The organism is Amycolatopsis sp. NPDC059657 (assembly GCF_042734395.1).
In the GTDB taxonomy this organism is placed as follows: Bacteria; Actinomycetota; Actinomycetes; order Mycobacteriales; family Pseudonocardiaceae; genus Amycolatopsis.
On the sequence record NZ_JBHWEB010000056.1, the window covers coordinates 22,186 to 33,719 of the forward strand.

Below are 11,534 nucleotides of genomic sequence, written 5' to 3' on the forward strand. Positions count from 1 at the left end.
AAGTTCATGCAACGTCAATGCATGTTTCGAGCAACTTCGCGCATCAACCGCGCTCAACCGCGCAGTGAACGGCTCGTGACGGAACGAACGGGGCTTATGTGTCGCTCAGCGTTGCGAACGTGGCGTTTGTGCGTTCGACCGGCCGCGCGAGATGCGCGGGCGGAGGCTTGGTTCTTGCCTCCGGTTCTTAAGGGCCAGGCATTGGGTCATGGAGGCCTGGTCGCGATCGGAAAGCCGGTCCGCCTCGTCGAGGTTCGGGAGCCCGGGTGGCGGGGTCATCGGGTGCCGCTTGGATCGCGCGGTCGCGTAGCCTTTCGGCGAACCTGTGGACACTTCCCGGCGGCAGCGTCGTCTGCGCGCCGACGATCGGAATTCCGTAGCACCCGGCCGTGGTGAGCAGGCAGGCCGACACCTGCGGCAGGCAGAGGATGGCCGCGGACACCGGGCCAGCGGTCGTGATCTGCGGCTTCAGCTTGCCGCGAACCGTTATCGCGTAAGGAACCTGGGCGCCGGCGGCCCCTTCGCGGCGATCGAGCAGTGACACGAGCAGAGTCGACGCGATCGTGCTGGCGACGTACGGCAGCACCTTGTTCGCGGCGTACCGCATCCCGGGCACCGGCGGAGCGAACCGGGCGGCCTGCTCGCCGATCGTGGTCGCGATGACGTCGAGCAGCGGACGGGTCCGCACTTCGAGCACGGCTTGCCACGGCACGGCCCGCGTGGTGTCGATCCCGATCTCCCATGGGCTCAGCCGAACCGCCCCGAAGCGGTCCAGGCCGCCCGCCACCCGCCTGACCCCCGGTGGCAGGCGGGGTGCGATCAACGCCGCGGCCGAGCAGTCCCACGGACTGGCCGACGGGGCTTGCGGCATGGGCATCGAGGCCAGCGCGGAGCGGACCCAGTCGGCCCCGGTCATGGGTAGCCGACCTGGTCGCGCGGGTCCCAGAGCGGATGCGAGAACGCCTGCTTCCACTGCTGCGCGGAGAGCAGCCCGGCGATGATCTCGATCGGCTCGAAGGCGAACTCGAACGCGCCGTGCTGATAGGAGACGACGACCTCGGCCACGCAGGCGATCCCGGCGACGGCGGCGGTCCAGCGGCGGCGGAACACCAGCGCGGCGAAGCAGAGCCCCGGCGCGACGAACCCGCCGACGATGATCATGACGATCGTCGCCATCCACAGCCTGATCAGCAAAACGCGGTAGACCGCGCGATCGTCGCGATACCAGCCGTCGGCCTCCGGCACCCACACCGAATGGTGGCGGTCGTCGAGCTTGTCGAGCAGCGTCGGGAACGCCGCCACCCAGACCAGGAACACCACGAAGCCGAAGAAGATCAGACCGGTCGGCATGTCCTCGGACGCTTCGTACCGGCCGAGGAACGTGGCGGGGGCGAGTGACAGCGCCGCGGTGAGGACCAGCAGCACCGTGGGCACGGCGCCCAGCCCGCGCCAGCGGGTGAGTGCGATCAACAGGAGCGGCGCGCCCATGAGCACCGAGCCGGACGCCGGGTCCGTCGCTGCGAACGCCAGCGTCAACAGTGCCGTGACCGGCCAGAACACCCACTGCAGCACCCGATAGGACGTGTGGTCCTCGATCAGCCATGGCAGGCGATCCTCGATCAGGGTACGGAGACCTTCACTCATCAAAACCCCCCGTTATGCAAAGATTGCACGGTGAATCCACGGTATCGTCGCCTCCAGAAACCTGCAAGGTTTGCATTTCTCCCAAGTTTGCACACAGCGTCATGACCGGTTCGGCCGATCAGGTGACCAGCCGCGCCCGGCTGGGTAAGGAATTGCGCAGACTGCGCGAGCAGGCGGGCAAGACGCTCGAAGAGGTCGCCGCGCGGCTCGACTGCTCGGTGGCCAAGCTGAGCCGGATCGAGACCGGGCAGGTCGCGGTCCGCCCGCCCGATCTGCGCGAGATGCTCGACTGCTACCGCGTGCTCGGCGCGCGGCAGACGGCGCTGCTCTCGGTGGCGCGCGGGCAACGTCAGCGTGAGTGGTGGCGCACCTACGCGGACATCATCTTCGACGGTTACGACCACTACATCGGCTACGAAGAGGAAGCCACCGAGATCCGCGAGTACCAGCCCTCGTGGATACCCGGCCTGCTGCAGACGCGCGAGTACGCGCAGGCGCTCGCGATGGCGTACGGGTCGACCGAGGACGAGGCCGGACGGCTCGCCGAACTGCGTCACAGCCGGCAGGAGATCCTCCGCCGCGCGAACCCGCCGCGGCTTTCGGTCGTCATCGACGAGACCGCGTTGCGGCGTCCCGCGCCCGGGATCATGGCTCCGCAGCTGGAACTGCTCGCCGCGCGCGCGGCGGCGCCGAACGTGACGGTCCGTGTGCTGCCGCTGGCGGCCGGGATGCATCCGGCGCAGTCGGGCGGCTTCATCGTGCTCGGGTTCGCCGACCCGGAAGACCCGAAGGTGGCCTACACCAACAACCTGACGGAAGGGCAGCTGATCCACGATCCTGACCACGTCGACCGCTATGTGTCGACCTTCGACCGGGTCGGCGCGCTCGCGCTCGGCCCGGCCGAGTCGGCGGAGCTCATCGCGGAAGTCGCAGGCACGCATCGGTGAACGCGCCCCATCGCGTGGCGTCGAGCACGAACATCGGTCCGGGGTCCTTGGAATCGCGGACCGCGACGACGCCTGCCAGGAAAGCGACCTCGACACAGTCGGTCGCACCGGCACAGCGGCTGCTCTTGAACCAGCGGGCATCGGGGAAATCAGATGAGTTCATGACGCCAGTAAGCGGGCGATCGGCGTCCGGAACCGTCGATCCGGAACGTTCCCGGACGACTCCGGACGTATGATCCGAGTGGGGAGGGTGATGTGAGCAGCGGTCCATCGGGCACGGACGGGCCCGATCCACGGCGCGTCGAAAAGCTGGAAGACCTGGTCCGCGAGCTCGCACTGCTGTCCGCGCGTGCCGCGCGTGGCAGCGGTAAACCCAAGGTCAGTCTCGCCGACTTGACCGGACGGCTGGGCCTGCCGCCGTCGAGCAAATCCACTGTGCACAGTTACGTCAGCGGGAAAACGCTGGTGCCGTCGGAAACACTCGATGCGATGGTGATCGCGCTCGGCGCCACCGGCGAAGAACAACGCGAATGGGGAAACGCCTGGTTCCGCGTTTCCGGCACCCGCCGGAAACCGCAGGCGACCGGCGTGAACACACTGATCGGCGCCGATCCGGACTTCACCGGACGGCAGGACGAGCTCGACGAGCTGGAGGCGCTCGTCACCGCGAAGACCGTACTCGCGATCGACGGCATGGCCGGGATCGGGAAGACCACGCTCGCCGTCGAACTGGCCAGGCGGCTCGCGCCTCGCTACCCGGACGGGCAGCTGTTCATCGACCTGCAGGCCAACACCGACGAGGAACTCGAGCCCTCGCAAGCATTGGCACGCTTGCTCTCCATGCTCAAGAAGAGCCCCGCCAGCCTGCCGTCCGGCGACGCGGAGTGGGGCGAGGTGTGGCGCGCCGCGCTGGTCGGCAAACGGGTGCTGGTGGTGCTCGACAACGCGTCGTCCACCGAGCAGGTCGAGCAGCTGCTGCCCGGCGCGACGGGCTCGCTCGTGCTGGTCACCAGCCGCCGCCGTCTCGACGGCCTGCGCATGCGGGGTGCCGCGAGCTACAGCCTCGACGTGCTGCCGCACGAGTCGGCGGTCGCGTTGTTCACCGGTGTCACGCGGCGGCCCGATGACGACCCGGCGATCGTCGACGAGATCGTCCGGCTCTGCGGCGGACTGCCGCTGGCCATCCGGATGGTGGCCGCCGGACTGGCCGCGCGCACCGGCTGGACGGTCGCCGACATGGCCGAGGAACTCCGCGACGAGCAGACCAGGCTGCGTGCGATGCGTGCCGAGAACAAGTCGGTCCGCGCGGCGTTCGAGCTGTCGTACCGGCGGCTGACCGAGGCTGAGCAGATCGTCTTCCGGCGCCTCGGCCTGCATGTTCCCGGCGAGCTCGGGCTGCCGGTCGCGGTCGCGCTCGGCGGGGTCGGCCCGGCGGCCGGGCGAGACGCGATGGACCGGCTCGTCGAGTACAGCCTCGTCCGTGAGGCTGCGCGGCACCGGTACCGGCTGCACGACCTGCTGCGCCAGTTCGCCAGGGAATGCGCGAGCGAAACCGATCCGCGGTCCGACCGCAAGCGCGCCACCGCCCGCGCGCTGGACTCGTATCTGCACACCGCGCTGACCGCCCATGCCACGCTGGTGCCGTATCGCCTGGTCAAGGACGAGGTCGCCGAGGTGCCGGCACTGCCGAGGTCATTCGAATCCGAGCAGGCCGCGGTCAGCTGGTGCGACCTGGAACTGGACAATCTGCTGCGCTGCCGGAGCATGGCTGCGGAATTCGATCTGCAACCCTATTTCTGGCGGATTCCCCGCGCGATCGCGCACTATCTCGGGCTGCGCGCCCACCTCGCCGACGCGGGCAACCAGTACGGCCTCGGGCTGAGCGTGGCCAGCATCGGCAACGACCCGCAGGCCGTCGCCGACATGACCGCGCGCATCGGCGACATCAACAACGCGCACGGCAATCACGCCGCCGCCATCGACGGATTCCTTGGCGCGCGGGAACATTACCTCCGGCTCGGCGATCGGATCGCCGCCGCGGACATGCTCAACCGCGCGGGCGTCGGCCACCGGATGAACGGGCAGAATCCTCGCGCGCTCGACGAGCATCGGCGTGCGCTCGCCGAGCACACCGAGCTCGGCGACACCTACGGTCAAGCGGAGTCGCACTATCTGATCGCGATGGTGCACCGCGTCGTCGGCGAGTATCCGGTGGCGCTCGATCATCACCGCCAGGCCATCGAGGGTTACCGGAGCCTGGGGCACGCGCTGGGGGAGGCGCGCAGTCTCGCCAACATCGGCGTGATCCACCGGCTGCGTGACGACTACGACGCGGCGCTGGAGTGCTATCCGGTCGCGCTGGAGATCTACCGAGGCACCGGTGACCAGCGTGGAATCGCCAACACACTCAACAACATGGCTTCCGCGCTGGCGTTGGCCGGACGTCCCGAGGACGCGGTGCCGTTGCTGGAGGAGGCCGCCGCGATCTTCGCCGCGGTCCGCAATCCCGGCGGGGTGGCCGACGTGCTGCGGGTCTCCGCCAGGCTGAACACCGGCCTCGGCAAGCTCGTCGACGCCGAAGCGCAATTGCGCGAGTCCTTGGACATCTACCGTTCGACGCGGGCGCGGTTCGGCACGGCGGGAGCGTTGACACAGCTCGCGGGCGTGTTGCGCGAGTCGGGCAAGCCCGTCGAAGCGCTTGAACTCGCCCGTGAGTCGCTGGAGACCTATCGCGTGGACGTCGACAGCCGTGGAGGCGAAGTCTGCGCGCTGACGGAGGTCGCACTGTGCCTGCGAGCGACGGGCGAGTTCGCCGAAGCCCGCGTGCACGCGCGACGAGCGCACGCGATGAGCGCGGATTTGGGCGCACGCACGGCGAAACAGCTCGACGATCTGCTTGATAGCCTCGAAGCCGAGTGAAAGATGGAGGAACCTCGGTTGCTGCTGACTGACCGAGCCCGGGTCGCGATCACAGATCGGCGTGGCGGCGGGAGCACCGCCCCGTTCGACAGCCGCAATCTCGGCGGCGCGGTCGGCGACGACGCGCGCACCGTGCTGGCCAACCGGGCGAAGACCGCGGTGGAACTGGGCATCGACCCCGAGCGGGTGGTGTTCATGCGGCAGGTGCACAGCGCGGACGTCGGGTATGTGACCGAGCCGTACGGCTCGGACGCGCCGGAACTGGACGCGATCTACACCGATCGGCCGGGGCTGGCGCTGGGTGTGCTCGTCGCCGACTGCGCGCCGGTGCTGGTCGCGGGTGGCGGGCTGGTCGGCGCCGCGCATTCCGGCCGGGTCGGCACAGCGGCAGGTGTCGTTCCCGCGCTGGTGCGGGCCATGGCGGCGCGAGGCGCCGATCCCGCCGCGATGGTCGCGCTCGTGGGACCGTCGGCATGCGGTGGCTGCTACGAACTTTCCGCCGAGGTACGCGACGAATTCACCGCCGTGCTGCCGGAAGCGTGGTCGGCCACGCGCTCAGGCAAGCCGTCCGTCGACATCCGGGCAGGCATCACCGCGCAGTTCGCGGCCGAGGGCGTCCGCGACGTCCGGCACGACGACCGCTGCACGATCGAATCGGCAGAGCTCTACTCCTACCGCCGCGACCGGCGAACCGGCCGGTTCGCCGCCTACATCTGGCTGGACGCATGAACATCACCGCTGAAGTCCGCGCGCTCGCGGACGTGCTCTGGGAGTACCACCGGCTCGCGCCCGAACTGGAGAAGAGCGACGTCATCCTGGTGCTCGGCAGTCACGACGTCCGCGTCGCGGAGCACGCCGCGCGCGTGTGGCAGGACGGCTGGGCCCCGCTCATCGCGATCTCGGGCGGCCGTGGCAAGGTCACCGAGACCTGGGCGGACTCCGAGGCGGCGGTCTTCGCGGGTGTCGCCGAAGGCCTCGGCGTGCCTCGTTCCGCGATGATCCTCGAAGAGGAAGCCACCAACACCGGCGAGAACATCACCCGCACGCGTTCGCTGCTCGCCGCGCGGGGCATCGAGGTCCGGCGCGCGATTCTGGTGGCCAAGCCGTACATGGCCAGGCGCGCGGTCGCGACGGCGCGCAAGCAGTGGCCCGGCGTGGAGTGGCTGGTCAGCACGGCCGAGGTCACGCTCGCAGGCTACCTCGAAGGCGACGCGTCGGAATTGCGCACGATCGAGTTGATGGTCGGCGATCTCCAGCGCATCAAGGTCTACGCCGAGCGCGGTTTCCAGGCCCCGATGGAAATCCCGCCCGCCGTATGGACGGCTTACGACCGATTGGTGGCGCTGGGCTTCACCCGCTACGTCCTCTGAGGACTCGTGAGTGATACGGCCGGTTCTCACCCAATGCCGGGTAGTCAAGGCTTGGCCTGGACTGTCAAGCGACGCGAAACCCGAGTTTGGGCCATCCAGTTGCCCAAACTCGGGTTTCGCGAAGATCAACTTTCCGGATGGCGCGGCATGCGGGAACAGAGTCTTGACTCTTATCGTCGGTCTTTAACTGCCCGGCATTGGGTTCTCGCCGCCCGCCCGTCGCTCACCACCACCCGTCAGGAGCAGTGGCAGGTTCCCGGGCCGCGCATGCCTTGCCAGAGGAGGTCGGCGAGTGCGGCTGCTTGGCCGCGCCAGTCGCTGGCCGGGTCAAGGTAGAAGAGGCCGCCCAGGCCGCGCAGCACCGTCTCGGGGTCGAGGTCCGGGCGGACCGTGCCCGCGTCGGCATTGGCCTGCAGCAAAGAGGAGATCGCGCCGACCATGGCTTCGAAGGCTTTGGCTGGCAGCTCGCCGGGGGAGACCGCGGTCGTGCGCAACGCGTTCGCCAGGCCGCGTTTGGTCATCATGTAGTGCGCCAGGTGATCGGTCGTCCAGGTGCGGAACGCCTGTTCCGGCGTGTATTGCTCGAGCAGCGCCGGTACGACGTCGACCAGGTGGGCGACCTCGCGGCGGTAGACGGCCAGGATGAGCGCTTCGGGGGTGGGGAAGTGGCGGTAGACCGTGCCGACGCCGACTTCGGCCTGCTTCGCGATGGCGTTGAAGGAGAGCTCGTCCGATCTGACCAGTGAATCCGCGGCCGCGATGAGGATGCGCTCGTGGTTGCGGCGGGTGTCCGCGCGGCGGGGACTGACCGATCCCGTCGTCATCTGCCCTCCCGGTCGTATCGTGGCAGCTGATGAATCTACTGCACGTGGAGTTGCTCCAGGGGAGCGCTCATTGCGAAGCGGATTCTGTTCCGCTAATCTCGGACGCAAAGCGGATTACTATCCGGTTCGAGCGCGGCCGTGGATTCGACGTGGCCGTGATCCCGTGTACTCACTGCGCCCACCACGCCGAAAGAGACCTGTGGACATCTCACTTGAAGTGAACGGCACTACCGAACAGTTGAGTGTCGACCCCGGCGTCACCCTACTCGACGCCTTGCGCGAACGTCTTTCCGTCACCGGCCCGAAGAAGGGCTGCGACCGCGGCCAGTGCGGTGCGTGCACCGTGCAGGTCGGCGGCAAGCCGGTGCTGTCCTGCCTGACGCTGGCCGCGACGGTCAAGCAGCCGGTGACCACCGTCGAAGGACTGTCCACAGGGGACGACCTGCACCCCGTCCAGCAGGCGTTCGTCGAGCAGGACGCGCTGCAGTGCGGATTCTGCACCTCCGGGCAGATCATGTCGGCGGTCGCCGCGGTCCGCGACGGTGTCGAGGACGTCCGCGAATTCATGTCCGGCAACCTCTGCCGGTGCGCGGCCTACCCGAACATCGTCGCCGCGGTCGAGCAGGCAAGGCGGGCCGATGCGTCCGTTTGAGCTCACCGCACCCACGACCGTCGAAGACGCGCTCGCCACGCCCGGCACCTTCCTGGCCGGCGGCACCACGCTGGTCGACCTGATGAAACTCAATGTCCTCACCCCGCACCAGGTGCTGGACATCAACGAACTGCCGTTGCGCGGTATCGAAACCGGCGACGGCCTGCGCATCGGCGCGCTGGAGCGGATGAGCGACATCGCCGCCCACCCCGATGTGTACCCGATGATCTCCCGCGCCTTGCTGCTGAGCGCTTCCCAGCAGCTGCGGAACATGGCCAGCATCGGCGGCAATCTGTTGCAGCGCACCCGTTGCACGTATTTCCGTGATGTGGCGACGCCGTGCAACAAGCGGGAACCAGGCAGTGGCTGCCCGGCGATCGGCGGCGCCAACCGGATGCACGCCGTGCTCGGCACGAGCGACTCGTGCGTCGCGACGCACGCGAGTGATGTCGCGGTCGCGTTCCTCGCGCTCGACGCCCAGGTCCGGCTGGCTTCGGCGGACGGCACTCGCACGGTCGCGCTGGCCGATTTCTACCGGCTCCCCGGTGACACCCCCGACGTCGAGAACGATCTGCGGCCGGGCGAGCTGATCACCGAGGTGGTCGTGCCGAAGCTGGACTGGGCGTCGCGGTCCACCTACGTCAAGGTGCGCGACAGGCAGTCCTACGAGTTCGCGCTGTGCTCCGCCGCGATCGCGCTCGACATCCAGGACGGGCGCATCGCCGACGCGCGCGTGGCCGTCGGTGGTGTGGGAACCGTGCCGTGGCGCCTGCCCGCCGTCGAGGAGGCACTGCGCGGCGCGCCGCTCACGCAGAAGTCCTTTGAGGAAGCCGCATCGCTCGCGGCTGACGGCGCCAAGTCGTTGCCGGACAACGGGTTCAAGCTGTCGCTGCTCAAGCGCACCATCATCCGCGCACTGCTCGAACTGACCGAAGGGGACCGTTGATGGTCAACCGGGTGGATGCCCCGCTCAAAGTCACCGGGCGGGCCAAGTACGGGACGGACCGCGACTACCCTGGCATGCTGCACGGCTACGTCGTGGTGAGCACGGTCGCGAACGCCGAGATCGAGGCCATGGAGGTCACCGCGGCGAAGAGCGCGCCCGGCGTGGTCGCCGTGTACACGCCGTTCGACTCGCTCAAGCTGAACACGCCGAGCGGCATGCTCGGCGAGACCTGGGTTCCGTTGCAGACCAAGGAAGTCACCTACTACGGCCAGGCGATCGGGTTCGTGGTCGCGGAGACCTACGAGCAGGCCAGGGATGCCGCGATGCTGGTCGAGGTCTCGTACCTCACCCGGCCCGCGCTGACCTCGCTGGCCGACGGTCTCGCCACGGCACAGGAACCGCCACCCGGCCGCGGTGGCGAAGGCTCGGAACTGAGCATTCTCGCGCCAGGTGTCGAGTCTATTGAGGACGCTTTGGCCGCGAGTGCGGTGGTCGTCGACGAGACGTACACGACCGCGACCCAGAACCACGCCGCGATGGAGCCGCATTCGGCCGTCGCGCTGTGGGACGCCGACGGCCTGACCGTCTACAGTGGAAACCAGGGCTCCGACATCCAGGCGTCGCAGCTGGCGCAGGCGCTGGACCTCGATCCTGAGACGGTGCGCGCGGTGAACCCTTTCGTGGGCGGCGCTTTCGGCGGCAAGGGCCACACCTCGACGCCCGCGTTCCTCGCCGCGGCGGCGGCCAAAGCGCTCGGCAGGCCGGTGAAGGCCGCGCTCAGCCGCGAGCAGGTCTTCACGGCGACCGCGGGCAGGGCCGCGACCGTGCAGAAGGTCGCGCTCGGCGCGGACCGCGACGGCAAGCTGATCGCGGTGCGCCACGATTCGTGGTGCAGCACGGCGGCGGACGGGTCGTTCGTCGAACCGACCTCGCACGGCACCTCGCGCGAGTGGTACGCCACGCAGAACCTGGCCATCAGCCAGAAAATGGTCCCGCTCAACATCCCGCCGACCACGTTCATGCGCGCGCCGGGCGAGGCGCCGGGGTCGTTCGCGCTGGAGAGCGCGGTCGACGAGCTCGCGGTCGCGCTGAACATGGATCCGATCGAGCTGCGCATGCGGAACAACTCGTTCGCGCCGCCCGGCAAGGACCTGCAGTGGTCGAGCAAGCATCTCGACGAGTGCTTCCAGATCGGCGCCTCCCGGTTCGGCTGGGCGGAGCGCACGCCGAACGGGCGCACCGACGGCGACTGGCTGGTCGGGCTCGGCACGGCCACCGCGATGTTCCCGGCGCTGCGGTTCCCGGCCACCATCGAGATCGTGCTGAACGCGGACGACACGGCGACCGTGTCGACCAGCGGCGCGGACCCCGGCACCGGTCTGCTGACCGTGCTTTCGCTGGTGGGCGGCGAATCGCTGGACATCGCGCCGGAGCGGATCACACCGAGGCTGGGTGACTCGAGGTACCCGGCAGGCGGGATGTCCGGTGGCTCGACCGCGACGGCGAGCGCGGGCACGGCCATCATGGTCGCCGCGAACAACGTGCTCGACGACCTGCTGAAGCTGGCGTCGTCGGCGGGCGCGCCGTTCGAGGGCCTCGAAACCACGTACGCGGACGGTCGCGTGCAGGCGGACGGCCGGTCGATGACCTTCGGCGAGCTGCTGCGCGCGACGGGCCGCACCACGCTGACGGCGACCGGCTCCTCCGCGCCGGGCGAGGAGCTGACCAAGCATTCGTTCAGCTCGTTCGGGGCTCAGTTCTGCGAGGTCCGGGTGCACAAGTGGACCCGCGAGGCGCGGGTGTCCCGGATGCTCGGGGTGTTCGACGCCGGCCGGATCATCAACGCGCAGTCGGCACGCAGCCAGATCATCGGCGGCATGATCTGGGGTGTCTCGGCCGCGCTGCACGAAGGTCTCGAGATCGAGCGGAACGGGCGGCTGGCCAACGGCGACTTGGCGGGCTACCTGCTGCCGGTGAACGCGGACATCGGCGAGGCGGACGTCCACTTCATCGAGTACCCGGACACCTTCCACAACGCGGTCGGCGCGCGCGGGGTGGGGGAGATCGGCATCGTCGGCATGGCGGCGGCCGTCGCCAACGCCGTCTACAACGCCACCGGCGTCCGGGTCCGCGACATCCCCATCACGATCGAAGACCTGCTGCACTTCGACCGGCAGTTCAAGCCGATCAGCAGGCTCGTCTCGTACGACTCCGGCGCACGCGGGCTCAACC

11 protein-coding genes are annotated in these 11,534 nt (G+C 69.0%); 7 read left to right on the forward strand and 4 right to left on the reverse strand.

The genetic code is table 11. The features are described from left to right. Positions 1 to 187: 187 nt before the first annotated feature. Both ACFV15_RS27405 and ACFV15_RS27410 read right to left on the reverse strand, forming a co-directional pair. Entirely contained in the window at positions 188 to 916 is a 729-nt protein-coding gene (locus ACFV15_RS27405) for a hypothetical protein (RefSeq protein WP_378353495.1), read from the reverse strand. Further along, positions 913 to 1,644, reverse strand: a complete 732-nt coding sequence (locus tag ACFV15_RS27410) for a hypothetical protein (RefSeq protein WP_378353496.1) — start codon at positions 1,642 to 1,644, stop codon at positions 913 to 915. Before ACFV15_RS27410 ends, ACFV15_RS27405 begins: the two co-directional genes overlap by 4 nt. A 101-nt stretch (positions 1,645 to 1,745) precedes the next feature. Between ACFV15_RS27410 and ACFV15_RS27415 the strand changes: the two genes are divergently transcribed. Beyond that, positions 1,746 to 2,591: a helix-turn-helix domain-containing protein gene (locus tag ACFV15_RS27415; RefSeq protein WP_378353497.1), complete on the forward strand. Its 846-nt coding sequence runs from the start codon at positions 1,746 to 1,748 to the stop codon at positions 2,589 to 2,591. Here the strand turns inward: ACFV15_RS27415 and ACFV15_RS27420 are convergent. Next, positions 2,560 to 2,754 carry a DUF397 domain-containing protein gene (locus ACFV15_RS27420; RefSeq protein ID WP_378353499.1) on the reverse strand — a complete coding sequence of 65 codons (195 nt, stop codon included), beginning with the start codon at positions 2,752 to 2,754 and terminating at the stop codon, positions 2,560 to 2,562. The genes ACFV15_RS27415 and ACFV15_RS27420 overlap by 32 nt on opposite strands. Before the next feature lie 92 nt (positions 2,755 to 2,846). Between ACFV15_RS27420 and ACFV15_RS27425 the strand changes: the two genes are divergently transcribed. From ACFV15_RS27425 to ACFV15_RS27435, 3 genes are read left to right on the forward strand one after another with little or no spacing between them, the layout of a single operon-like run. After that, positions 2,847 to 5,510, forward strand: coding sequence for an ATP-binding protein (locus ACFV15_RS27425; RefSeq protein WP_378353501.1), 2,664 nt, complete (start codon positions 2,847 to 2,849; stop codon positions 5,508 to 5,510). 18 nt (positions 5,511 to 5,528) lie between these two features. Then, positions 5,529 to 6,239: a peptidoglycan editing factor PgeF gene (gene pgeF / locus ACFV15_RS27430; protein ID WP_378353503.1), complete on the forward strand. Its 711-nt coding sequence runs from the start codon at positions 5,529 to 5,531 to the stop codon at positions 6,237 to 6,239. Beyond that, the gene (locus ACFV15_RS27435) at positions 6,236 to 6,880 is read left to right on the forward strand and encodes a YdcF family protein (protein ID WP_378353505.1); all 645 of its coding nucleotides are present in this window, start codon (positions 6,236 to 6,238) and stop codon (positions 6,878 to 6,880) included. The genes pgeF and ACFV15_RS27435 overlap by 4 nt, the downstream gene beginning before the upstream one ends. 236 nt (positions 6,881 to 7,116) lie before the next feature. Here ACFV15_RS27435 and ACFV15_RS27440 read toward each other — a convergent pair whose 3' ends face one another. Then, complete coding sequence (locus ACFV15_RS27440; RefSeq protein ID WP_378353507.1) at positions 7,117 to 7,704, reverse strand: TetR/AcrR family transcriptional regulator; 588 nt, start codon at positions 7,702 to 7,704, stop codon at positions 7,117 to 7,119. A 199-nt stretch (positions 7,705 to 7,903) separates the two neighbouring features. Between ACFV15_RS27440 and ACFV15_RS27445 the strand changes: the two genes are divergently transcribed. The 3 genes from ACFV15_RS27445 to ACFV15_RS27455 all read left to right on the forward strand — a co-directional run. Beyond that, complete coding sequence (locus ACFV15_RS27445) at positions 7,904 to 8,356, forward strand: (2Fe-2S)-binding protein (protein WP_378353509.1); 453 nt, start codon at positions 7,904 to 7,906, stop codon at positions 8,354 to 8,356. Continuing rightward, the gene (locus ACFV15_RS27450) at positions 8,343 to 9,302 is read left to right on the forward strand and encodes an FAD binding domain-containing protein (RefSeq protein ID WP_378353511.1); all 960 of its coding nucleotides are present in this window, start codon (positions 8,343 to 8,345) and stop codon (positions 9,300 to 9,302) included. Before ACFV15_RS27445 ends, ACFV15_RS27450 begins: the two co-directional genes overlap by 14 nt. Beyond that, positions 9,302 to 11,534, forward strand: a 2,233-nt coding sequence (locus tag ACFV15_RS27455) for a xanthine dehydrogenase family protein molybdopterin-binding subunit (protein WP_378353513.1), incomplete at its 3' end; no start/stop codon positions are given. The genes ACFV15_RS27450 and ACFV15_RS27455, both read left to right, overlap by 1 nt.

Excerpts from the sequence above, each read along its gene's own strand:
- ACFV15_RS27405 (WP_378353495.1), bottom strand. The coding sequence starts at position 916 with ATGACCGGGGCCGACTGGGTCCGCTCCGCGCTGGCCTCGATGCCCATG.
- ACFV15_RS27420 (WP_378353499.1), bottom strand. The coding sequence starts at position 2,754 with ATGAACTCATCTGATTTCCCCGATGCCCGCTGGTTCAAGAGCAGCCGC.
- ACFV15_RS27435 (WP_378353505.1), top strand. The coding sequence starts at position 6,236 with ATGAACATCACCGCTGAAGTCCGCGCGCTCGCGGACGTGCTCTGGGAG.
- ACFV15_RS27440 (WP_378353507.1), bottom strand. The coding sequence starts at position 7,704 with ATGACGACGGGATCGGTCAGTCCCCGCCGCGCGGACACCCGCCGCAAC.
- ACFV15_RS27415 (WP_378353497.1), top strand. The coding sequence starts at position 1,746 with ATGACCGGTTCGGCCGATCAGGTGACCAGCCGCGCCCGGCTGGGTAAG.
- ACFV15_RS27450 (WP_378353511.1), top strand. The coding sequence starts at position 8,343 with ATGCGTCCGTTTGAGCTCACCGCACCCACGACCGTCGAAGACGCGCTC.
- ACFV15_RS27410 (WP_378353496.1), bottom strand. The coding sequence starts at position 1,644 with ATGAGTGAAGGTCTCCGTACCCTGATCGAGGATCGCCTGCCATGGCTG.